The sequence below is a fragment of the Rhizobium aethiopicum genome (assembly GCF_900094625.1).
In the GTDB taxonomy this organism is placed as follows: domain Bacteria; phylum Pseudomonadota; class Alphaproteobacteria; order Rhizobiales; family Rhizobiaceae; genus Rhizobium; species Rhizobium aethiopicum.
Window position 1 is genome coordinate 13867 of the sequence record NZ_FMAJ01000023.1, and the last position, 20549, is coordinate 34415.

Annotated in this window: 24 protein-coding genes and 2 pseudogenes; 11 read left to right on the plus strand and 15 right to left on the minus strand. The window is 60.2% G+C overall.

The genetic code is table 11. From position 1 onward, the window contains the following. Nucleotides 1-12: 12 nt before the first annotated feature. Nucleotides 13-207, plus strand: a pseudogene (locus tag GA0061105_RS28590) (AraC family transcriptional regulator); the annotation flags it as partial. A 243-nt stretch (nucleotides 208-450) separates the two neighbouring features. Here GA0061105_RS28590 and GA0061105_RS28595 read toward each other — a convergent pair. After that, nucleotides 451-1323, minus strand: coding sequence for an SDR family NAD(P)-dependent oxidoreductase (locus GA0061105_RS28595; protein ID WP_092754368.1), 873 nt, complete (start codon nucleotides 1321-1323; stop codon nucleotides 451-453). Between the two features lie 109 nt (nucleotides 1324-1432). On the opposite strand from GA0061105_RS28595, the gene GA0061105_RS28600 reads away from it, so the two are divergent. Next, nucleotides 1433-2341, plus strand: a complete 909-nt coding sequence (locus GA0061105_RS28600; protein ID WP_092754371.1) for a LysR family transcriptional regulator — start codon at nucleotides 1433-1435, stop codon at nucleotides 2339-2341. 534 nt (nucleotides 2342-2875) lie between these two features. Next, nucleotides 2876-3427, plus strand: a complete 552-nt coding sequence (locus GA0061105_RS28605) for a DUF1003 domain-containing protein (protein WP_064692972.1) — start codon at nucleotides 2876-2878, stop codon at nucleotides 3425-3427. A 176-nt stretch (nucleotides 3428-3603) separates the two neighbouring features. On the opposite strand, the gene GA0061105_RS28610 is transcribed toward GA0061105_RS28605, so the two are convergent. Continuing rightward, the gene (locus GA0061105_RS28610; RefSeq protein ID WP_064692973.1) at nucleotides 3604-4515 is read right to left on the minus strand and encodes a LysR family transcriptional regulator; all 912 of its coding nucleotides are present in this window, start codon (nucleotides 4513-4515) and stop codon (nucleotides 3604-3606) included. A gap of 97 nt (nucleotides 4516-4612) precedes the next feature. Here GA0061105_RS28610 and GA0061105_RS28615 point away from each other — a divergent pair, with 97 nt between their 5' ends. From GA0061105_RS28615 to GA0061105_RS28630, 4 genes and pseudogenes are all read left to right on the plus strand, one after another. Further along, on the plus strand, nucleotides 4613-5404 hold the full coding sequence (locus GA0061105_RS28615) for an SDR family NAD(P)-dependent oxidoreductase (protein ID WP_092754374.1): 792 nt from the start codon (nucleotides 4613-4615) through the stop codon (nucleotides 5402-5404). Nucleotides 5405-5434: 30 nt separating this feature from the next. After that, nucleotides 5435-5716 (plus strand): annotated as a pseudogene (locus tag GA0061105_RS28620) (putative quinol monooxygenase). A 375-nt stretch (nucleotides 5717-6091) separates the two neighbouring features. After that, nucleotides 6092-7378 carry an SDR family oxidoreductase gene (locus tag GA0061105_RS28625; protein WP_092754377.1) on the plus strand — a complete coding sequence of 429 codons (1287 nt, stop codon included), beginning with the start codon at nucleotides 6092-6094 and terminating at the stop codon, nucleotides 7376-7378. After that, nucleotides 7375-7842, plus strand: a complete 468-nt coding sequence (locus GA0061105_RS28630) for a DUF2269 family protein (protein ID WP_064692976.1) — start codon at nucleotides 7375-7377, stop codon at nucleotides 7840-7842. The genes GA0061105_RS28625 and GA0061105_RS28630 overlap by 4 nt, the downstream gene beginning before the upstream one ends. Here the strand turns inward: GA0061105_RS28630 and GA0061105_RS28635 are convergent. The 6 genes from GA0061105_RS28635 to GA0061105_RS28660 all read right to left on the minus strand — a co-directional run bounded on the left by GA0061105_RS28635 (nucleotide 7823) and on the right by GA0061105_RS28660 (nucleotide 12252). After that, a complete protein-coding gene (locus tag GA0061105_RS28635; protein WP_064692977.1) occupies nucleotides 7823-8113 on the minus strand; it encodes a hypothetical protein in 291 nt (96 codons plus the stop codon). The two genes, GA0061105_RS28630 and GA0061105_RS28635, sit on opposite strands and share 20 nt — an antisense overlap. A gap of 225 nt (nucleotides 8114-8338) precedes the next feature. Continuing rightward, nucleotides 8339-9499: a glutathionylspermidine synthase family protein gene (locus GA0061105_RS28640; RefSeq protein WP_092754379.1), complete on the minus strand. Its 1161-nt coding sequence runs from the start codon at nucleotides 9497-9499 to the stop codon at nucleotides 8339-8341. A 1-nt stretch (nucleotide 9500) separates the two neighbouring features. Beyond that, nucleotides 9501-10094 (minus strand): DUF1190 domain-containing protein, encoded by a 594-nt coding sequence (locus GA0061105_RS28645; RefSeq protein WP_064692979.1) that lies wholly within the window; start codon nucleotides 10092-10094, stop codon nucleotides 9501-9503. 11 nt (nucleotides 10095-10105) lie between these two features. Next, on the minus strand, nucleotides 10106-10507 hold the full coding sequence (locus GA0061105_RS28650; protein ID WP_092754382.1) for a DUF350 domain-containing protein: 402 nt from the start codon (nucleotides 10505-10507) through the stop codon (nucleotides 10106-10108). Nucleotides 10508-10540: 33 nt separating this feature from the next. Then, a complete protein-coding gene (locus GA0061105_RS28655) occupies nucleotides 10541-11200 on the minus strand; it encodes a YjfK family protein (RefSeq protein ID WP_092754385.1) in 660 nt (219 codons plus the stop codon). Beyond that, nucleotides 11197-12252, minus strand: coding sequence for an ion channel (locus GA0061105_RS28660; protein ID WP_064692982.1), 1056 nt, complete (start codon nucleotides 12250-12252; stop codon nucleotides 11197-11199). The genes GA0061105_RS28655 and GA0061105_RS28660 overlap by 4 nt, the downstream gene beginning before the upstream one ends. 104 nt (nucleotides 12253-12356) lie before the next feature. On the opposite strand from GA0061105_RS28660, the gene GA0061105_RS28665 reads away from it, so the two are divergent. The 4 genes from GA0061105_RS28665 to GA0061105_RS28680 all read left to right on the plus strand — a co-directional run bounded on the left by GA0061105_RS28665 (nucleotide 12357) and on the right by GA0061105_RS28680 (nucleotide 15139). Further along, nucleotides 12357-12803: a YjfI family protein gene (locus GA0061105_RS28665; RefSeq protein ID WP_064692983.1), complete on the plus strand. Its 447-nt coding sequence runs from the start codon at nucleotides 12357-12359 to the stop codon at nucleotides 12801-12803. Then, nucleotides 12800-13534, plus strand: coding sequence for a PspA/IM30 family protein (locus GA0061105_RS28670; protein WP_064692984.1), 735 nt, complete (start codon nucleotides 12800-12802; stop codon nucleotides 13532-13534). Before GA0061105_RS28665 ends, GA0061105_RS28670 begins: the two co-directional genes overlap by 4 nt. A 207-nt stretch (nucleotides 13535-13741) precedes the next feature. Further along, nucleotides 13742-14404: a ZinT family metal-binding protein gene (locus GA0061105_RS28675; RefSeq protein WP_092754388.1), complete on the plus strand. Its 663-nt coding sequence runs from the start codon at nucleotides 13742-13744 to the stop codon at nucleotides 14402-14404. Between the two features lie 246 nt (nucleotides 14405-14650). Beyond that, nucleotides 14651-15139 carry a cupin domain-containing protein gene (locus tag GA0061105_RS28680; protein ID WP_092754447.1) on the plus strand — a complete coding sequence of 163 codons (489 nt, stop codon included), beginning with the start codon at nucleotides 14651-14653 and terminating at the stop codon, nucleotides 15137-15139. 74 nt (nucleotides 15140-15213) lie between these two features. On the opposite strand, the gene GA0061105_RS28685 is transcribed toward GA0061105_RS28680, so the two are convergent. The 7 genes from GA0061105_RS28685 to GA0061105_RS28715 all read right to left on the minus strand — a co-directional run bounded on the left by GA0061105_RS28685 (nucleotide 15214) and on the right by GA0061105_RS28715 (nucleotide 20549). Further along, entirely contained in the window at nucleotides 15214-15939 is a 726-nt protein-coding gene (locus tag GA0061105_RS28685) for an amino acid ABC transporter ATP-binding protein (RefSeq protein WP_092754391.1), read from the minus strand. Then, nucleotides 15917-16576 (minus strand): amino acid ABC transporter permease, encoded by a 660-nt coding sequence (locus GA0061105_RS28690; RefSeq protein WP_064692987.1) that lies wholly within the window; start codon nucleotides 16574-16576, stop codon nucleotides 15917-15919. The genes GA0061105_RS28685 and GA0061105_RS28690 overlap by 23 nt, the downstream gene beginning before the upstream one ends. Then, the gene (locus GA0061105_RS28695; RefSeq protein ID WP_064692988.1) at nucleotides 16573-17244 is read right to left on the minus strand and encodes an amino acid ABC transporter permease; all 672 of its coding nucleotides are present in this window, start codon (nucleotides 17242-17244) and stop codon (nucleotides 16573-16575) included. The genes GA0061105_RS28690 and GA0061105_RS28695 overlap by 4 nt, the downstream gene beginning before the upstream one ends. Nucleotides 17245-17320: 76 nt before the next feature. After that, nucleotides 17321-18106: a transporter substrate-binding domain-containing protein gene (locus GA0061105_RS28700; RefSeq protein WP_092754394.1), complete on the minus strand. Its 786-nt coding sequence runs from the start codon at nucleotides 18104-18106 to the stop codon at nucleotides 17321-17323. 4 nt (nucleotides 18107-18110) lie between these two features. After that, nucleotides 18111-18860: a GntR family transcriptional regulator gene (locus tag GA0061105_RS28705; RefSeq protein ID WP_064692990.1), complete on the minus strand. Its 750-nt coding sequence runs from the start codon at nucleotides 18858-18860 to the stop codon at nucleotides 18111-18113. Between the two features lie 246 nt (nucleotides 18861-19106). Next, nucleotides 19107-19877, minus strand: a complete 771-nt coding sequence (locus GA0061105_RS28710) for an amino acid ABC transporter ATP-binding protein (RefSeq protein ID WP_092754397.1) — start codon at nucleotides 19875-19877, stop codon at nucleotides 19107-19109. 12 nt (nucleotides 19878-19889) lie between these two features. Next, nucleotides 19890-20549: an amino acid ABC transporter permease gene (locus tag GA0061105_RS28715; RefSeq protein ID WP_064692992.1), complete on the minus strand. Its 660-nt coding sequence runs from the start codon at nucleotides 20547-20549 to the stop codon at nucleotides 19890-19892.

The window sequence follows — 20549 nt, forward strand, 5'->3', positions numbered from 1 at the left end:
GAGGGTCGCACGGTTCTCGAAGCAAGGCGGCTGATGGTGGCTGAAGCTGCAAGCGCAGCAGAGGCTGGCTATCAGGTCGGCTACGAGAGCGCTTCGCAATTCAACCGCGAATACTGCCGGATGTTGGCGCTGCGCCGAAGCGTGACGCGATGAAGCAGCAGCGCTCGTAATAGCGAATACGTTAGCCGCACAGTTCGTACAGCATAAGTCGCGCATCGGGAAGGCCCGGCCTGGGACGCCAGCATCTATTCACGCCGGAAAGGCGAGGGAGCCCCTAAATCGGGCCCTGCTTGCGGCTCAAATGACGGGTGATCGAGACCGCAAGAAGTGCCTTCGCATTGGCGACCAGTTGAATCCGTCGCTGGAGGCTGGCCAGGATCTGCGCGAGCAGACCACCGAGCTTTATGACCGCAACCGGTCGCGGCTTCGGCCGCTAGTCCAGTGATCGGACTACGCGAGGTCGCCACCGTCGATGCCGATCACGTGTCCGCTGATGTACGAACTTGCATCACTGGCCAGGAACACCACCAGCGAGGCGACTTCCTCCGGTGTACCGACGCGGCGCATGGGGTACGGGGCCACGAGTTGTTCCGTCGTCACCTTCCAGTCGCGCCGCACCCGCTCGAGCATGGGTGTCTCGATCGGGCCGGGCGCGATGGCGTTGATGCGCACGTGCCGGCCGTACTCCTGAGCGGCGGCGCGGGTCATGTGGATGACGGCGGCCTTGGAAGCTCCGTAGGCTATGATGTTCGGGAAGGCGTGGCGGCCACCGATCGAGGCGGTATTAATTATTGCGCCTCGTGATTTCACGAGATGCGGCAGTTCGTATTTCATCGCGACGAACACCCCGCGCAGGTTGACGGCGATCTGGTCGTCGAAGCCGGCAACATCGGTGTCGGCGATCGGTGCCGGCGGTAGGTCGATGCCGGCATTGTTGAAAGCGATGTCGAGGCGGCCATAACGCTCGACGGTCTCGATCACGAAACGCTCGACCTGAAGCGCATCGCGTACGTCCGACTTGATGTAGACGACGTCTCCGCCCGCGTCGCGCACGCGGCTCTCGACTTCGCGCCCAAGCGCTTCCCGGCGACCATTGAACGCGACCTTGGCACCGGCCCGGGCGAGGGCGGCGACAGTCCCCGCACCGATTCCGGAGGTGCCGCCGGTCACGATTGCGACCTTGCCCTCCAGAACGCCAGGGCTTTGCGCCATCGCAGGTGCCGCTGTGAGCCCGGTGCTAGCCGTTGCGCCAGCGGCAAGCATGCCGGCCAGCAGGTGCCTGCGCGGAAACATCATCGTGGCGGATGTAATCTCTTCTGTCATTACTCGTCTCCTCTCTCTGCCGTGGATGGAGGAAGGCTAACAGAGAGTATTTGCCGGAAAAATCCGTATCTGCTTTCAGGATTTTAAAGTTTGAGTTAATAATTGGAACATGAAGCTGCGACCGGATCCATTCTCTGGCATTTCGGCTTTCCTCGCGGTGGCGGAGGCGGGCGGTTTCACCGTGGCGGCAGCGCGGCTGGATGTCTCGCCGGCTGCCGTCAGTCAGGCGGTGAAGGCCCTCGAAGAAAGGCTCGGCACGCCCTTGTTCGTCCGCACGACGCGCCGCGTCGGCCTGACCGAGGCGGGTGCTGCCCTGCTGGCGCGCGTCAATCCCGCTGCGGCTGAAATCATCGCAGCTGTCGAGGAGGCGGCAGCAACGGACGAGCCGTCGGGATTGCTGCGGCTTACCGTTCCGCGCATGGCGGTGCCGCTTGTTGTCGAACCGGTTATTCCGGCGCTGAGACTTGCGCATCCTAGAATTGCGATCGAGATCGCGGTCGAGGATGCGACGGTCGACTTGCCCGGGCGTGGCTTCGATGCCGGAATACGCATCGGCGAGTATATCGCGCGCGACATGGTCGCGGTGCGTCTTACGCGCGACATCGCCTGGTCGGTGGTGGCGAGCCCGGCTTATCTCGCCGCGCGTGGGAGGCCGGAAGCACCGCAGGAGCTGACCGCGCATGAGGCAATCCGCTATCGTTTCCCGCGGTCAGGCGTCCTCTACCGGTGGGAGTTCGAGCGGGACGGCCGCTCTTTCTCCGTCGATCCGCCCGGCAGCTTGATCGTAAACGACGGTGCGCTGCTCGTTTCCTATGCGCGCGCCGGTCTCGGTCTTGCCTATGTCGCCGACATTGCGGTGGAGGCCGAATCGCACGCCGGCGATCTCGTCCGAGTTCTAGAGTCTTTCCTGCCGACGACCCCCGGCCTGTTTCTCTACTTCCCACAGCGCGCGCAGGCTCAGCCGAAGCTGCGTGCCTTTATCGATGTCGCCAAACAGGTGCTGCAGCCGGTCCGATGAGCAGAAGCAGACAGGCAAGGCAACACGGTGCTTACTGTACCTCGGTGACCGATTATGCCGCAGTGAGCACACGCATCACGCTCGCCACCCCTCCCTCGTGGCTTCCGGCATGGTGGAGGTTACTTCTGTTGTCCCCTTGAAACCTATGCGGGCTTTGGAATGTAGCCGGAACGCGTCAGTTGATGCGCCATCCGGACGCTCGTGCCGCAACATCGATGTTCGCTTCGGCTTTCACCATGCGACGGCCGTCGCTCGACAACCAGGCTGTGCCCCAACCATGCGGCCCACCCGCAAATCGGGGAGATGATCCCGCCGATCGGCCTCACCGGCCCAGACCGTCCTTGAACCTTTCGGATGCTCGTCCATTGAGAGACATGGATCGAGCGAAAGGATCGTGAGGTGGGACCGCATTGGCCTCTGCGCAACAAGGCAATCACCGCATCCAATCTTCATCAGCGTCTTACGCAGCAAGGTCGAGAGAGCCATCGATCTTCCGCACTTGGCTAACGCAGTTTCAATCCCAGGACTTTCGCAATGAACGACGACCATCCGGAACGAAAGAGCCCAACAACGCCGGCCGCGGCAGGATTAACACCCGCCTTAGCCCGCAACATCGAAGCCATCATGCAGCGCCGCCGGCAGAGCCAGAACGCAGCGTCTGCTCAGGAGCGTGCCGCTGCTGCGGTCAGCAAGTTTGCTGGTTCAATGGTGTTCGTCTACATTCATATCGTTTTTTATGGCTTCTGGATCATCGCAAATGTGGGGTGGATCCCACAGGTGCAACCGTGGGACCCCTCTCTAGTGATCCTCGCGATGGAGGCGTCGGTCGAGGCGATCTTTCTCTCGACGTTTGTCCTGATCAACCAGAACCGAATGGCTGCACAAGATGACATCCGGGCCGATCTCGACCTTCAAGTCAGCTTGTTAAATGAGCACGAAACGACACGCCTGATCGCCATGGTCGAAGCCATTGCAAAGAAGCTCGAAGTCCCGACTGAAGCAGATCATGAAGTCGAAGAGCTCAAAAAAGACATTGCTCCGGAAGCGGTGCTGGATCGCATCCAGGCGGAAGGCGAAGATAAATGAAGCTCAGGCCCGGGCTGATGTTCGGCCGGATCCCGTGCACGAGGCCGGACAGCTATGAAGCATAAGCCGCGCCGTGCCGGATTTGTCCTCGGAGCAGGCTCTTCATGATCGGCATCCCTGCCATGGCCGCGGTCTCGTTCATCACTCCGACACGTTCGTGAATCGTGTGCTTGTGGCTACCCTAGTAACGGCGAGCCGTTCAATGTCGAAACCATATGCTCGATGAAGGCGCGAACGCGGTGCGGTAACGGACCGCCGCCGACGTATATTGCATGGACCAGTTCCAGGTCGCCGGGGTTATACTCCTCGAGCAGTGGAACAAGCCGCCCCGCAGCAATCTCGTCGGCCACATGGAACAGACCGACGCGGGCAATGCCGGCTCCCGCCAGCGCTATTTGTTTCATCGTCTCGCCGTTGTTCACGATGATGCTGCCCTTGACCGGCTGGCCAACCTCCTGTCCGTCTAACGTAAATGGCCAAGTCGGCCTGTCACGCCGGAAGTTGAAGGTCAGGCAGTCGTGACGTTCCAGATCTGCCGGAACGGCGGGAGGTGGTCGCCGCATCAGGTAGCTCGGTGCGGCGCAAACGACGCGGCGGCTCTGCCCCAACTTGCGTGCGATCAGGCTGCTATCCGGCAGGTTGCCCATTCTTATGGCGACATCCGTCTTTTCTGCGAGCAAGTCGACGACACCGTCGTTGAAACTGAGGTCGACGACCACATTTGGGTTGCGCGCGATGAACTCTGGCACGGCCGGCGCCACGAACATCGTGCCGAACGCAACCGTGGTATTGATCCTAAGCCGTCCGCGCGTGGCACCTCCCGCTGCCTGCTGATCCGCGTCGTTCAGCGCCTGCAGGATCCTCAGCGCGGCATGATGATACGCCTCACCTTCTTCCGTGAGCGTCAGAGCGCGAGTTGTCCGCACCAGAAGACGGGTGCCGAGCCTCGCTTCCAGGCGTGCGATCAGTTTACTCACCGCTGACGGCGTGATGTCGAGATTGCGGGCGGCAGCGGAGAATCCCCCGTCCTGCACGACGCGTGCAAACACTTCCATCTCGCCGGAGCGTTCCATCAGGATCCGCGGCATTGATGATCCTCATTCACAGGTACATGTCCTGTTCAGGCAATAGTACAGCTTCATCCTAAAACATAGATTGCCTTCAGCAACAATCTGGAGACACAATATGGATCTGCAACTCACCGCCAAAACCGCGCTCATTACCGGTGCCACGGCTGGGATCGGCCTCGAAATCGCCCGCGCGCTTGCCGGCGAGGGCGCTCGCGTCGTCATTACGGGACGTGACCGCAAGAAGCTCGACAGCGCGATTGCCGATATCAAGGCGTCCGCTGGTTCTGACATCATCGGGGTCGTCGCGGATGCAGCCAGCGCCGAAGGTGCCGCGATCATTGCCAAGGCCGAGCGTTCGGTCGATATCCTCGTCAACAATCTCGGCATCTATGAGAGCAAGGCCTTCGGCGACATCACCGACGCCGATTGGAGCCATCTGTTCGACGTCAATGTCATGAGCGGTGTCCGCCTGTCGCGGACCTATCTCCCCGGCATGCTCGAGCGTAACTGGGGGCGCATCATCTTTATCTCGAGCGAGTCCGGCCTCGCAATCCCGCAGGACATGATCCACTACGCCACGACCAAGACCGCGCAACTTTCGATCGCGCGTGGACTGGCGCAACTGACCCGCGGCACGAATGTCACTGTCAACTCGGTCCTGCCGGGACCGACGCGTTCGGAAGGCATCGAGACTTTCCTGCGCAGTCAGGCGAGGGACCCATCCGCAGCAATCAAGCAGATCGAAGCCGAGTTCTTCGCCACCGCGCGCTCGGCATCGATCCTGCAGCGCATGGTGGAAGCGGAAGAGGTTGCAAACCTCGTCGCCTACCTCGCCAGCCCCCGCTCATCCGCCACGAACGGTGCCGCTCTGCGTGCCGAAGGCGGTCTCGTCAATACCATCGCTTGAGGAGGCCATCCGTCCAGCGCTCCTCTTACGATCATCGCTATCACCACGGCCAAGCCCGGAAAGGAAGAACTTCTGGGCGCGGCCCAGGAAAAGCTCGTCACCGAGATGTTCGCCGAGAATGGTTGCCTTCGTTACGAACTGGACCGGTCGCTCGATGACGGTCGCATCCGCTTCTTCGTCGAAACCTGGGAAAGCGAAGCAAATGGCGCGCCCATCCGGAGTGCGCCGCGTTGCAGCACTTCCAGGGATCCGGCGTGGGCGATTTATTTGGCCGATTTCTCGCTGCATCGACTGACCAAGGTGGCCCGCTGAAAACTACGCCGCAGGAAGCTCTCACACAGGCCGGCGCGCAATTCAGCCAAGCCGGGTTCCCTTCGACGAAAACGTCGTCGTGGACCGCGTGATCCCCGGGCGACGAAGAGCAGCGCTTGCTTGCCTTGGATAGACTGTTTGATATCGAGGAGATGCTGCCTCATGTACTTGAAGATCGGTGCGTCGAGAGGTGTTTGGGAAGTCGAACCGGCGTCCGCGAAGACTGTTCCCGAACCAACCATCGAGCAGCTGCTCATGCCGCAGATTTCTCGTACGGCGAATTTGAAGACCAAACGATGCATTAGCACGAGGACTGGCGCTGGAACGAAATCGTGCACTCACAGGTTCGGGGCTTTGAGTGCGAAGGTCGTCAGTATGAAGATCCTTGTTACCGGCGCAACAGGACTTGTTGGTAGTGCCGTCTGTGCCCGCCTGGCGACAGAGGGACATGATGTCATGCGCGCGGTTCGCCCAGGAAAACGGCCGGTTGAAGGCATCAGCAGTTGGGTTGAAGTCGATGTGGCCAAAGCGGTGGAGCCGTCGGCCTGGCTGCCTCATCTCGGCGGAGTGGACGCCGTGGTCAATTGCGCCGGTGCACTGCAGGACGGAATGACGCACAATATGGCCGGCGTTCACGCGCAGGGACCGCAAGCGTTGTTCCGTGCATGCGAGCAATCCGGTGTACGTCGAGTCATCCATTTCTCGGCCATTGGCGTGGATCGGCAGCAGCCGTCCACGTTCTCGCAGACGAAGCTTTCCGGCGATATGGCTCTGATGGCGACGGATCTCGACTGGGTGATACTGCGTCCCGCCGTGATCCTTGGTGCTGCAGCCTTCGGTTCGAGTGCATTGTTTCGCGGACTTGCCGCGCTGCCGTTCCTGCCATCGATGCCGTCGACCGGTAGACTTCAGGTGGTGCAGCTCGAGGACATAGCCGAAACCGTTCTTCGGCTTGTCGACGAAAGGGCCCCGTCAAAACTCTCCCTCGAAATCGCCGGCCCTCAAGCCCTTGAGTTCGACGAGATTGTGGCGCGATACCGCAGATGGCTTGGCTGGCATCCGGCCAAGCGCTATCTGCTGCCCCGCCCGCTCGCCAGCCTTGTCTATTGGATCGGCGACATCGCCGGATTGCTGGGCTGGCGGCCGCCGGTTCGAAGCACGGCCGCAAAGGAGATCGTCCGCGGCGCCGTGGGTAATCCAAGCGAATGGATCGCCGCCACCGGCATCCTGCCTTTGTCGTTGGACGATGCTTTGGCACGTCGTCCGGTTTCGGTTCAGGAGCGATGGTTTGCCAAGCTCTACTTTCTGAAACCCGTCATTTTTGTGATGCTGCCACTCTTCTGGATTTCCACGGGTATAATTTCGCTGACATCGGGTTTCGAGCAGGGTGTCGAGTTGATGCTGGCCGGCGGTGCAGGTTTTTTGGCGGCACCAAGCGTTATTGCCGGGGCACTTACAGACATCGTAATCGGATGTGCCATTGCCATACGCCGCACTGCGCGATGGGGCCTCTACGCAGCTGTCCTGCTGTCACTCTTTTATGCGGCGGCCGGCACCGCGATATTGCCCGAGCTGTGGAACGAGCCGCTCGGCCCGCTGACAAAGATATGGCCGATCCTCGTGTTGCACCTGGTTGCTCTCGCGATTTTGGAGGAGCGATGACCTATTTCGTGCTCAAGTTCCTGCATATTATCGGTGCCGCTGTTCTTCTCGGGACCGGCGCAGGCATCGCCTTCTTCATGTTGGTGGCGCATCGCACCCGCAATGCGACGACAGTGGCCGCCGTCGCGCGGATCGTGGTCATTGCGGATTTCGTCTTTACGACAACGGCGGTGATCGCTCAGCCGGTCACTGGCATAGCGCTCGCCTGGTATGTCGGCTACTCCCTTTGGGACCGGTGGATCCTTTGGTCGATCGTTCTCTATCTCATCACGGGTGCTTTTTGGTTGCCGGTCGTTTGGATGCAGATGGAGATGCGCAAGATTGCCACGGAAGCAGCGGCCATCGGCGAGCCGCTGCCGGCGCGATATCATCGGTTGTTCTGGACCTGGTTTTATTTCGGCTTTCCGGCCTTTGCTGCAGTACTTGCAATTGTCTGGCTGATGATCACGCGACCGGTTGGATGATCAGGGTGCACATTTGTTTGATCGCGGTGAGATGCACCTCAAACATACCATCAGCTTCAAGTCCGGTCTGAATTTCGTCTTCAATTTTACGCCGAGCCGGGCGAACAGTACGCGAGCACCCGACGGCCATTGATAGCTTGTCGTATCCACCCAGCCAGCCAAATACCCAGAAAATTTTTTGACCGTCAGTGAAGGTGCCGACCGACATGCCGTGGAGGTCACCGATGATGCCAACCTCCTCGAACGCCTCCCTCCAGCCTTCAAGGTTCAACGGCGGATGGGCAGTTCCATAATTCAGCTTACGCGAGATTCGCCTGTACCCGCAAAGTTGAAGTGTGCTGTTTTCTGCAAAGCTGGAATGTCACTCTCCCCGGGTTTTGATGACCTGACAGAGATGGGACTGATTTCGATGGGCGGGCGTGATGTGCAAGAGGTTTTATCTAAGGTGAACGGCGGCGCATGTGCTGCACCGAGCACCGCCGTCTTTCGACGCGGATCAGGATCCGATTATGACGTGCGGCACGAAACGCGATAGATTTGCGGTTATGCGCGAGCGGTCCTCGCGGACGGCAAGGCCGCAGGCGCGGTCGCCGGCGATCCAGCTGCCGAGCACGGCAAAGCCGCTATCGCTTTCGAAAAGCGGGGCATAGGCCTGAACGATGAAGCCTTCTTCGCCATAATCGCCGGGCGCGGAAATCGCTTCCTTCCCCTCCCGAAATATCGTGACGTTCTCGCCTTCTCGCGACAACAGCGGTTTGCGCACGTAGTCGGTCAAGGTCGAAGCCGCTGGGTCGTCGGCGAAATAGCTGGGCAGCAGATTGGGATGATTGGGATGGCGCTGCCAGAGCAGAGGAAGAAGTCCCTTGTTGGAGAGCACGGCCTTCCAGGCGGGCTCGACGAAAACATCGCCAGAGCGCGCCAGTTCGCGAGCGAAGGGCTCGCGCAGCATGAACTCCCATGGGTACAGCTTGAAGCAGCGGTCGATCACCCGATCCTTGAGATCGGTGTAGCGGCCCTGCGCATCGATGCCGATCTCCCGAATGTCCAGAAGCTCGACGCGATGGCCCGCCTGCACCGCACAATCCATGAGGTAGACGGTGGTGCCTCGATCCTCCTCATTGTCGGTTATCGCAGCGAAGTGGAAGATCGACTCCTTGGGAAATTGCTCGAACGCCTCGACAAGGCTTTCCTGCAGGAAGTTATACTGGTCCGCATCTTTGGGCAGAACACCCAAAGCGATCTGATCGGTCAGCCAGTTGAACTGGAAATAGGCCGTCTCGAACACCGAGGTCGGGGTATCGGCGTTGTATTCGAGCAACTTGGCCGGGCCGTTGCCATCATAAGCAAGATCGAAACGGCCGTAGAGGTGCCGGTCGCGGCGCTGCCAGGACCGCTGCACCACATCGCGCAAGTCGTCCGGAATGGCCAGCCTGTCGAGCGACTCTTCGCTGCCGACGATCTCGCCGACCAGATCCATGCACATGTCGTGCAGCTCTTGGCTCGGCTCTTCGATCTGCATCTCGATCTCATCGAGCGTGAACGTATAGGCGGCATCGTCGAGCCAGTAAGGCTCGCCATACATGACGTGAAATCCGAAGCCGACGGCCCGCGCCTTGTCACGCCAATCAGGACGCGCCGGAAGGGTGATGCGTTTCATGTCATCCGCCGAAACTGAAGGACGAACGGCCGCCGAAGCCTTGCCGGGCAACGGTGCGGGTATTGACGTTGACCGGCTTGACACTCTGGCGCGAGGGTGCGGTCACGCTGTCGCTGCCCGAGCGAACAGTGGTTGTGACAGTCTGCCCGGAGCGATTGCGATAGATCGGCGTCGAGCCGTAATAGGAGCCGCTCTGCTCCTGGCGCCGGCGATAGTCGTAATAGTCGCCGATATTGTTCAGTGCCGAAGACAGCATGTAGCCTGCCAGGAACGGGACGAAGAAGCTACCGCCTCCGCCGCTATTATTGGCGACGGTGTTGGACGGCTGTTCGGTGCACTGCCCCTTGCCGTATTCGGCCTCACAGGCGGCCATGCCGTTGAAGCGTGGCGCGGCGGCGAGATGGGCGCGCATCGCATCCTGATAGCCGGCCTGACACACCTGCCGATCCATGCCCGCCGCCACGCATTGGTCGACGGAAGTGAACATGATGTCCGAAGGAGCCTCCTCGCCACAGCCGGACAGGGCCAGTGTCGAGGCTGCGATGGTGCCAAGGGCCAGGAAAGGTCGCCTGTGCCCGCTCATGCGTCTGCGCATCTTTCCCTCCCTCAATAGGTCATGCAGGCAGCGTTGAGAATACCGATGACGAGCGCGATGCCCCCACCCCAGATGCCCGCGGCGATATCGTCGGCGGTGATCTTTTCATGCAGGTCCTTCATGGTGAAGTTCGCGATATAGAAAGCGAGGATCTGCGCCAGAATGCCTATGACAGCCCAGATGACGTAGTCTACGATGCTGACCGAATTGGCTGCGGCCGATGCCAGAGGCAGGCTGAAACCGACAAGCGCGCCCAAGAATGCCGTGACGGCCGCAAGATTGCCCGCGCGAATGAGCTGAACTTCCTTTTGCGGCGTCAAGAATGTGTAGATGACCCCGAAAACGCCGTAGGCGGCAAGACCGACGGCGAAATAGCCGAGGAAGGCAGGCAGGCCCGCCACGTAATCGAGCATTGAAAAAGTCCTCCGTTGAAATTGACAGGTCCATCAGACGCGGCGAACGTCTGCCGGAGCCAATCCATAACCGATCAGAAATTCCACCGAGCTGCCCGCCTGGGCCTGTCCGAGATCGAGGTCGCGCTCGACGTTGATCAGAAGCATCTCGCGAGTCGAGCCAAGTGGGCGGTAATACAACATGCAAGTCTGATGGATGGAGCGCTGCGCCTCGCCATCACTGACCTTTTCGACAAACTCCACCAATTGCGCCCGTTCCGGCCCGTCGCCCCAGAACCGTTTATAGAGGATCCCATCGGCATCATAGGATGGCTGGCCGATCAGGCCGCCCGGCCCGGTCCAGCGGTTCCATTCGCTCTGGCCGGCAGGCACGACGCTGTCCCAAGGCTGGTAGAAGCTGATGTCGTCGATCGCTTCACCCGGCTTGCCCGACGCCGACATCACCTGAATCATCCGGTTTTCTTCGTCGTAGTAGCGCGACAGAACGGTCGCGGCATCGAGCGGAACCTCACCGTAGCCGGCAATGATGAACGGCCCGCTTCGCGGCAGCGGCATGGCCGGCTCGCCGCCCAAAGCATCGGCTTCGAGGGAGAGGAAATCGATCTCGAGCGCCCCGCCGATGGCCGCGCTCAGCGGACCAAGCTCTTCGAGCAAGGGCCTCTCATTCTTGTTTCCGCCGAACCAGCCGATCATGTCACGTCTCCCATTCGAGCCCAGGCAATGGCAGCGGGATCTAGCCGTATTCCGCTGATGTAGTAAAGGGTCTCGCCGCCCCGCATCAGCGTCTCGTCCCGGCAATTCAGGTCGGTTACGCCCTGGCTCAGCATGCCGACGAGCGTCACATTATGCCGACGCTTGAGGCTTAGAAACACCTCGCCATAGGACAGCGGCGTCTGCAAGGCCGGCACCGCCAGGGAGAAGGCCGTGTCAGTGGAGGCGGCCGACAACAGCCGTGCGGCGATCTCCGAAGAGCCAGGATCACGGGCGGCACGCGACAGAAGCTCCTCGGCGAGCGAACCCACCGCCTCGACGCGCGGCCGACGCTGCTTTACCATCTGCGCTGTCCGATCGTCGGCGAAATAAGCCACGATATGGGCATTGGGCGCATGATCCTCAGCGATCAGCACCGCGGCCAGCGTTTCGTCGTCATTTGCGCCGCGCGCGATGATCGCCCGCGCTTGGGCCACTCCGGCCCGCAGCAAAGCGTCCGCATCGGCAAGCCGTTCCGTGCGGACATAGTCGGCATAATTGCTGGCGGGATTTTCCGGCAGGTCCTTGGCGACCAGAACAGTCATCGGTTCGTTGGCATGCCGCTCGGAATGCAGCAGCCGCAGCGTCTGGTGTGTCTGCCCCTCTTGCCATCCCAAAACGATGATATGGCCGGTGCGTTCGCTGTAATCACCCAATCCGCGCATGCGATTCCTCCAAATCGTACCGATGGCTGTCAACAACTTGCCAAGAACAGCGGTAAAGATGGCAATGCCGCCAGGAAGAACGACCAGGACGGTGATGATCCGGCCGAGGCCCGATTTTGGGGAAAGATCGCCATAGCCGACAGTCGTTGCCGTCACCATATAATAGTAAAGAAAGTCGACCGGGCTGCCGACGAGATCGCCTTCGCCGACCAGCCAAAAGAGCAGGTAGGAAGCAACCAGATGGACAACGAGAATAACAAGAAGAGCCGACCACGCCAATTCGCTGAGCGACAGATATACACGCCGCAGTAATGAAGCGATAAATGGCAAGCGATTCGCCCCCGTTGCTAATCTGTAGCCTACCGAAATTTATTTCGCGCGCCAGACCTTTAAGTTGTAGACCGACTACCCAGATATTTTCGACGCTCTAACCGATGGAGGACTTTTTGGAGACCTGGAACCTTACCACTTTAACGCGCCTGTTCGCGGCCGATCCGGAAGCGCTGGGCGACGTCGATGTAGCCGTACCCGAACATGGAGACGTCCTCTGCGTAACTCTTAAGGAAAGAGGCGATCTCGACGTCTTCGTCGCGGTGAGCGGAGAGCGCGATATTCTTGTCAGCGTTGTCCTGGCGCCATGCAAGGAGGTGCCCAAGCGGGAAGCCTTCGAACGGATGGTTCTCAAGACGCACAAGTTCGTGCCGCTGTCGAGCTTCGGCATCACCACGATCGACGGTGAGGAATGGTACGAATTGTTCGGCTCGCTGTCGACACGCTCGTCGGCCGAGACCGTGGTCGAGGAGGTCGCCATTCTGGCTGCCAATGCAGTCGATGCGGCACACATGATTGAAGAATGGAAAAGCGGGGAGATTGCAGCGTGAGCACCTGGGGAAAGATTTTCACCGCCATTCGCGGCGGCATTAACGAGGCAGCGGAAGCGGCCGCCGACAGCCAGTCGATGCGCATTCTCGACCAGGAAATCCGCGATGCCGAACAGTCGCTGCGCCGGGCGCGATCCGATCTGGCCGGCATCATGGCCTCGAACAAGAGCGTCATGCGCCGGCTCGAAGAAAACCGCGCGAAGGAAGCCAAGGACACCGACAGCGCCCGCGCGGCAATCTCTGCCGGCCGGACGGATCTCGCGCAGGGTCTCGCTCAGCGCATTGCCACCAGTCGCGCCGAAATGCAGCGAGATCAGGAAGAGCTCGATCGGCTGCTGCCGCGCCAGCAGCAGATGCTGCGCACGATCCAGGAAACAGAATCGCGCATTGCTCAGATGAAGCGCGAGGTGGAGAATGTCAAAGCCAACGAGTCGCTGCTGCGCGCCCAGTCGGCAATTGCCCATAACCAGTCGGGCATCAACACCCGTCTCGGCAGCGCCGTCCAAAGTCTCGAACGCATCAAGAAGCGCCAGGAAATTACCGCCGGGCGCATCGAAGCCGGTGCCGAACTGGCCGCGCTGGAAAACGGCGGCGATCTCGATCGTCAGCTGCGCGAGGCCGGGATTGGCGGTTCTAGCGAATCGGCCGACGACATCCTTGCACAGCTGATGGCACCAAAGCATTCGGCCGAGCCCGTCTTGCTCCCCCCGCCCCCCGGCAACAAGAATTGACAATTCCCGGACGGCCGCCCTGTCGGAGAGATCGAAGACAGAGCGGCCGCACGTCAAGCTCTGACGTTGCAGCCCAAGCAAGTCGAAAAATATACGACGCCTGTAATCCCGGCCTTGCGCCTGCCGTCGAAACACGCTAATCGGCTTTTGTAATGTTATTACATCACAGCACGAGCCGTGCCGGCCAAATAAAAAGGGTATCAACGAATGAACAAGGCGATCACGACAATCAGCTACGCTCTGGCCTTATCCGCAACATTAACTTTTGCAGGAATGGCAGGCGCTGAGACATCTTCGGGAAACAATCACAACCACAGCCATTCCCACGATAAACAAGAGTCGGTGTATGATGGGTATTTCCATGACGATCAGGTAAAGGCGCGTGAACTGTCGGACTGGGAAGGCGATTGGCAGTCGGTCTACGCCTATCTTGTCGACGGAACCTTGGATCCGGTCATGGCCGACAAGGCGAAACATGGCGACAAGAGCGCCGGAGAATATCGTGCCTACTACGAGAAGGGATACAAGACCGACGTCGACCGGATCGTCATCGATGGAAAGAAAGTCACCTTTTTCCGAGGCAAGGAGTCCGTCACTGGAGACTACGAGACGGATGGGCACGAAATTCTTACCTACAACAAGGGTAATCGAGGCGTCCGTTTCATCTTCAGGAAAAGCGCCGGCGACGACGCCGCTCCACGGTTCATCCAGTTCAGCGACCACATCGTCGCCCCCGAGAAGGCCGACCACTACCATCTTTATTGGGGCAATGACCGTGCCGCGCTACTGAACGAGGTCACCAACTGGCCGACCTACTACCCCGCGAGCCTGAATGGGAAGCAGATCGCCGATGAGATGCTGAGCCACTGACTAGCCGAGGCGACCGCACAGTCGGATTGGGGGGCGCAAAGCGCCCTCTCATGGGCTTCCTTGGAGCGCGGAGCACAGGCGACCTGCTGCCAGGTCTCCGCTATCCTCTCCGAAGCTGCCGCGCATCGAGGAACCTTTGGCAATCACCAAAGTTTCGTTTTCTGACGCCGACGTCAGGGAAGCGCCTTTAGACGCTCAGTGAATCTCGACGGGCAGCGACAATCGATGACAAGCCAGGCATTTAACATGCGCGTCGAAACGACAATTTTCGAGCCGAGCGACTGGGTCCCCAACAATCCGCGATTTCCTGTGTTGATCTACAAGGGGCTTTCTGGCGAGGACGGATCCTGTGATTTCCAAAATCGCTTCGCAGGAAACGGTTGGACAGGCATCTGGACAAACGGTGTCTTCGATTATCAGCACTATCATAGCAGCGCACATGAGGTGCTCGGTGTGGAAACGGGTAGCGCAACCCTTCTAATTGGCGGTCCCGGCGGTCGAGCAATAAAGGTGACGGCGGGGGACTGTCTGGTGCTTCCAGCCGGAACAGGGCACAAAAATCTCGGCAGCACGTCGGACTTCCAGGTCGTCGGCGCTTATCCTGAGGGACAGCATGCCGACATTCGGACTTCGGCTGCATCAAGCGAAATGCTCGCAACAATCTCGTCATTACCCATCCCCCAAAGCGACCCCGTTCAAGGTCGGTGGGGATTTCTCACCAAGGAATGGCGGTAGTCATTCGCCACCAACCGTACGACGACACAACCGCTGGAAAGCCTTACATTCATTTCCACGATCCTGCCGGTTTTTCAGCTGAGACCGAGGAACTGCCTGAGCTCGGCAGTCTGGGGATTGGCGAAGACATCCTCCGGCCGGCCTGCTTCATGAATCCTGCCCTGATGCATGAAAACGACGCGGCTGCAGACGTCGCGGGCGAAGCGCATTTCGTGCGTGACCATCAGCAGCGTCATTCCCTCGGCCGCAAGCTCGCGCACGACGGCCAGAACTTCAGCCACCAGCTCGGGATCGAGCGCCGAGGTAATCTCGTCGCAGAGAAGGGCTGTCGGCTGCATGGCGAGCGCGCGGGCGATGGCGACGCGCTGCTGCTGCCCGCCCGAGAGTTCGTCCGGATAGGCATCGAACCTGTGGCCCAGACCCACCCGCTCCAGCATCTTGCGGGCGGTCGCTTCCGCTTCGGCTTTGGGGGTCTTCTTGACCACGGTCTGCGACAGCATGACATTGCCGCCGGCCGTCAGATGCGGGAAAAGGTTGAATTGCTGAAAGATCATGCCGACCTTGAGGCGCAGCGCCTTCAGATGCACTTCGTCATCAAGCAGCTGTGCGCCGGCCACGGAGATGGATCCGTCGGTGATGGTCTCCAGGCCGTTGATGCAGCGAAGCAGGGTCGATTTGCCCGAGCCGCTCTTGCCGATAATGGCGATGACCTCGCCAGGTTCGACATTCAGGTTGATGCCTTTCAGCACCTCGTTGGATCCGTAGCTCTTGCGGACGTCAGTGATTTCGATGAGCGACATTGAGCTTCCTCTCCAGGATCTGGCTGCTTTTCGACAAGGGCCAGCAAAGGGCGAAATAGATGAGCGCGACAAGCCCATAGACGGTGAAGGGCTGGAAGGTGGCGTTGGTCACCACTGTGCCGGCTTTCGACAACTCGACGAAGCCGATGATCGAGGTCAGCGCCGTTCCCTTGACGACCTGAACGGAGAAACCGACGGTCGGCGGTATGGCGATCCTCAGCGCCTGCGGAAGGATGACATAGCGCATCTGCTGCAGGCGGCCCATGCCGAGGCTGGCGGAGGCTTCCCATTGCCCCCTAGCAACCGCTTCGACGCAGCCTCGCCAGATCTCGGTCAGGAAGGCCGCGCTCCACAGGATCAGCGCCAATCCCGCGGCAAGCCAGGCCGGCACGTCTATTCCGAAGAGGCCGAGACCGAAGAAGGCGATGAAGAGCTGCATCAGCAGCGGCGTGCCCTGGAAGAGCTCGATATAATATTTCGCGAATGCCCGGCCGGCCTTGCGCCTGCTGATGCGCAGGAACAGCAGGCCCAGGCCAACCAAACCGCCGCCAACGAACGAGACAAGCGAAAGAAGGATCGTCCAGCGGGTGGCGAGCAGCAGGTTGCGCAGGATGTCCCAGAGCGTGAACGTGATCATCGTGCTGCTCTCCTCGGGAAAATGAACGAGCCGATCAGACCCAGCACCTGACGGAGCAGGATCGCCAGCGCGAGATAGATTGATGTCGAGACGATATAGGCCTCGAAGGCGCGGAAGGTTCGCGATTGGATGAAGTTCGCGGCAAAGGTCAGATCCTCGGCGGCGATCTGCGACACGACCGCTGAACCGAGCATGACGATGACGACTTGGGAGGAAAGCGCCGGCCAGATGCGCTGCAGTGACGGCACGAGCACGACATGGCGGAAGGTTTCGAAACGCGACATCGCAAGGCTTTCGCCGGCCTCGAACTGCCCCTTCGGCGTAGCCTGAATGCCGGCACGGACGATCTCGCAGCTATAGGCGCCGAGATTGACGACCATCGCCAGATTGGCGGCCGTCAGTTCGGAAAGCTGGAGGCCAAGCGATGGCAGGCCGAAAAAGATGAAGAAAAGCTGGATCAGGAACGGCGTGTTGCGGATCAGTTCGACATAGGCGGCGACGACAGGCTTCAGCCAGGCGGGGCCGAGCGCCCGCACCCAGGCGCAGAAGATGCCGAGAGAAATACCGAGCACCCCGCCGACCGCGATAAGCTCGAAGGTGATCAGTATGCCCTTGAGGATCTCAGGGTAATATTGCAGCAGCCAGCCGAATTCGAAATGGTAGCTCAAGGAATCTCCCCTCTTGCGGTGACGGAGCGCATGTCATCCCGCGGGCGCGGGAGACATGCGCAAGACCCGGATTTCCTTACAGATCGGACGGCAGATCGGTGCCGAGCCACTTCTGCGATATAGCGTTCAGCGTGCCATCGGTTTTGGCTGCGGTGACAATGCCGTTCACCTTTTCCAGAAGCGCGGATTGTTCCTTGTTGAGGCCGATGTAGCAGGGCGAGTTCTTGATGAGGAACTTCAGCTCAGGGCGCTTGGGAGGATTTTTGGCGAGGATTGCGGCGGCCACGACGTTGCCGGTGGCAATAATGTCGACCTGGCCGGACAGGAAGGCCGAGATGGTGCCGTTATTGTCCTCGTAACGCTTGATCGTCGCATCGGCCGGCGCGATCTTCGTCAGCTCGAGATCCTCCACGGCGCCGCGCGTGACACCGATGCTCTTGCCCGCGAGATCTTCAGCCTTGGCGATCGAAAGATCGGCCGGCCCGAACACGCCGTTGAAGAAGGGCGCGTAGGCGACCGAGAAATCGATCACCTTCTCGCGCTCCGGATTCTTGCCGAGGCTCGATATGACGAGGTCGACCTTGTTGGTCTGCAGGTAGGGGACGCGGTTGGCGCTTGTGACCGGCACGAGCTCGGCTTTGACGCCGAGCTTTTCGGCAATGAGGTTGGCCATGTCGATATCATAGCCCATCGGCGCCATGTCGGTGCCGACGCTGCCGAAAGGCGGGAAATCCTGCGGGACAGCGACACGCAGCGTGCCGCGCGCCGTAATGTCGGCGAGAGCATCGGCGTGAGACGGCGAGTTGAGGCTGAAGGTCGCGGCGAGAGCGGCGATTGCGAAGAAGACTCGTCTTGTCAGCATGGATTCATTGCTCCTTTGAACTTGTGGGTTTGAGGTCTGGCTGTTGGGAAAGGGAGGAGGCGCTCTTTGGCGGAAGCGACAGGGAATTGCGCAGATCCGAAAGCGGATCCGGACGCGCAGTGAGATCGAGGCCCATTTCGACTTCATCGAGATGTTCGACGGAGAGCGCAGCAGCTCTGACGAAATCACCTGCCTGCATCGCCTCGAAAATGCGGCAATGTCCCTCGTGGGACTGCACCGCATGAAATTCGGATTGATAGAGCATTGAAATGAGGATGGTCCTTGCGGTCAGGTCGCGCAGGATATCGACGATGATGGCGTTCCCGCTCAATTCCGCGATACGAATGTGGAAATCGCCCATCAAATAGGTCAGGCGCTGGCGGTCGCCTGCGGCCATTGCATTTCTTTCCTCGTTCAGATGGGTTTCGAGCGCCTTGCGTCCCTCGTCTGTGAGTACGCCCATGCTGCGCAGCAATCCGGCCTCGACGACACGCCTTGCCTCATAGACGGCAATTGCATCTTCAGCGGACGGCTCGACAACGAACCAGCCTCGCCGAGGGCTGACATGCACGATGCCACGTGTCTCCAGGCGCATCATGGCTTCACGGACGCGGGTTCGCGACACGCCGAACAGCCCTGCCAGCTGGTTCTCGCCAAGACGCGTCCCAGGCCGAATCTTGGCAGAAAGGATCCCGGAAACGATGGTTGCCTCAATGGACTTCTGCGTGGTCTCGGATGTGTGGCTATCTTGCATACAAGACAGAAAGCAAAGCTCGTGCCAAAATCCCCGCGTTCGGGATTTTCAAGCTGTCATGGATTTTTCGCGGAAATTTGCCTGCCGGGAGTGCAGACTGACCATAATTTGTGCGAGCGCGCGCCCTTCCCCGACATTGCCCCTGTCGCCGATGCCGCCGACGCTCAAGATCGACCGACTTGATCCGACCCCGGCGATCGGGACCGGAGCATGTGTGACGGGGGCGAAGCCATCACCATCGCCTCTCTAGTTGAAGCTCGACGTTTTGAGAAATTCCGCCAACCGTTCGGTCTTCGGGCGCACAAACATTTCCTTCGGATCGCCCTCCTCGCAGATGACGCCCTGGTTCATGAAGATCACGCGGGACGAAACCTCGTAGGCGAAACGCATCTCATGGGTGACGAGCAGCATCGTCATGCCGTCGGCAGCAAGCCCCTTGATCACCTGCAGGACTTCGCCCACCAGTTCCGGGTCGAGCGCGGAGGTCACTTCGTCGAACAGCATCAACCGCGGCGACATGGCGATCGCGCGGGCAATTGCAACCCGCTGCTGTTGGCCGCCGGAGAGTTGGCCGGGGTAATGATTGGCGCGGGCGGCGAGGCCGACCCGGTCGAGCCATCTTTCAGCAATCGCGCGGGCTTCCGGATTCGTCATCTTCTTCACCTTGACGAGGCCGAGCATGACGTTTTCGGCCGCGCTCATATGCGGGAAGAGATTGAACTGCTGAAATGCCATGCCGGTCAGCGCACGCTGGCGTGCAATCTCCTTCTCGCTCTTGCGCCGCCGGCTCGCACCGTCGACACGGTAGCCGATCTCCTCGCCGTCGAGGTTGATCGTGCCGCCCTGGAATTCCTCCAGCATGTTGACGCAGCGCAGCAAGGTGGTCTTGCCGGAGCCGGACGAGCCGATGATGGAGATGACCTCGCCTTCCTGGACGGCGCAATCGACTCCCTTGAGCACTTCGTGGATGCCATAAGTCTTGCGCAGACCCTTGATGTCGAGAATGGTCTTGGCCATCGGGAAGTCTCCTCAGGACGGCAGGGCGGTCTTGCGCTCGACATATTTGCCGAAGTGCTCGATGCCGTAGTTGACGATGAAATAGAGACCGCCGGCCAGAAAATAGAACTGGAGGCTCATGAAATTACGGGAAATGATCTCTTGCGTGCGCAGGAGAAGCTCCGCGACGCCGATGACGGAAAGCAGCGTCGAGGCCTTCACCATCTCGGCCGCCGTATTCACCCAGGCCGGCAGGCATTGGCGCATGGCCTGCGGCCACAGCACCGAGGTGAAAGTCTGGGTAAAGGTCAGGCCGATCGCCTTGGCGGCTTCGGTCTGGCCCTTCGGGATCGCTTGAAGCGCTCCGCGCACGATTTCGCCGACGTGGGAAGAGCAGAAGACGGCAAGGGCGAGGACTCCGGCGGAGAAAGGTCCGAGATCGAGACCGGCCGCAGCGGAGACATAATAGCTTGCCAGCACGAGCACGAGCACCGGCGTGCCACGAATGATATCGGTGTAGGCGCGCACGGCCAGACGCAAGACAAAGCCGCCGTAAACCAGCGCCAGACCGACAAAAACGCCGAGGACGGAGCCTGCGAGAATGGCCAGCAGAGAGATCGACACCGTCATGGCCATGCCGTTCATGATGACGTAGCGGGCGATCCAGAGTTGTTCGAGAAACGTGTGAGACAT

Bases quoted from the DNA above. Each gene is read 5' to 3' on its own strand.
- GA0061105_RS28595 (WP_092754368.1), bottom strand. From the start codon at position 1,323: ATGACAGAAGAGATTACATCCGCCACGATGATGTTTCCGCGCAGGCAC.
- GA0061105_RS28600 (WP_092754371.1), top strand. From the start codon at position 1,433: ATGAAGCTGCGACCGGATCCATTCTCTGGCATTTCGGCTTTCCTCGCG.
- GA0061105_RS28605 (WP_064692972.1), top strand. From the start codon at position 2,876: ATGAACGACGACCATCCGGAACGAAAGAGCCCAACAACGCCGGCCGCG.
- GA0061105_RS28610 (WP_064692973.1), bottom strand. From the start codon at position 4,515: ATGCCGCGGATCCTGATGGAACGCTCCGGCGAGATGGAAGTGTTTGCA.
- GA0061105_RS28615 (WP_092754374.1), top strand. From the start codon at position 4,613: ATGGATCTGCAACTCACCGCCAAAACCGCGCTCATTACCGGTGCCACG.
- GA0061105_RS28625 (WP_092754377.1), top strand. From the start codon at position 6,092: ATGAAGATCCTTGTTACCGGCGCAACAGGACTTGTTGGTAGTGCCGTC.
- GA0061105_RS28630 (WP_064692976.1), top strand. From the start codon at position 7,375: ATGACCTATTTCGTGCTCAAGTTCCTGCATATTATCGGTGCCGCTGTT.
- GA0061105_RS28640 (WP_092754379.1), bottom strand. From the start codon at position 9,499: ATGAAACGCATCACCCTTCCGGCGCGTCCTGATTGGCGTGACAAGGCG.
- GA0061105_RS28645 (WP_064692979.1), bottom strand. From the start codon at position 10,094: ATGCGCAGACGCATGAGCGGGCACAGGCGACCTTTCCTGGCCCTTGGC.
- GA0061105_RS28650 (WP_092754382.1), bottom strand. From the start codon at position 10,507: ATGCTCGATTACGTGGCGGGCCTGCCTGCCTTCCTCGGCTATTTCGCC.
- GA0061105_RS28655 (WP_092754385.1), bottom strand. From the start codon at position 11,200: ATGATCGGCTGGTTCGGCGGAAACAAGAATGAGAGGCCCTTGCTCGAA.
- GA0061105_RS28665 (WP_064692983.1), top strand. From the start codon at position 12,357: ATGGAGGACTTTTTGGAGACCTGGAACCTTACCACTTTAACGCGCCTG.
- GA0061105_RS28675 (WP_092754388.1), top strand. From the start codon at position 13,742: ATGAACAAGGCGATCACGACAATCAGCTACGCTCTGGCCTTATCCGCA.
- GA0061105_RS28680 (WP_092754447.1), top strand. From the start codon at position 14,651: ATGCGCGTCGAAACGACAATTTTCGAGCCGAGCGACTGGGTCCCCAAC.
- GA0061105_RS28685 (WP_092754391.1), bottom strand. From the start codon at position 15,939: ATGTCGCTCATCGAAATCACTGACGTCCGCAAGAGCTACGGATCCAAC.
- GA0061105_RS28690 (WP_064692987.1), bottom strand. From the start codon at position 16,576: ATGATCACGTTCACGCTCTGGGACATCCTGCGCAACCTGCTGCTCGCC.
- GA0061105_RS28700 (WP_092754394.1), bottom strand. From the start codon at position 18,106: ATGCTGACAAGACGAGTCTTCTTCGCAATCGCCGCTCTCGCCGCGACC.
- GA0061105_RS28705 (WP_064692990.1), bottom strand. From the start codon at position 18,860: ATGCAAGATAGCCACACATCCGAGACCACGCAGAAGTCCATTGAGGCA.
- GA0061105_RS28710 (WP_092754397.1), bottom strand. From the start codon at position 19,877: ATGGCCAAGACCATTCTCGACATCAAGGGTCTGCGCAAGACTTATGGC.
- GA0061105_RS28715 (WP_064692992.1), bottom strand. From the start codon at position 20,549: ATGTCTCACACGTTTCTCGAACAACTCTGGATCGCCCGCTACGTCATC.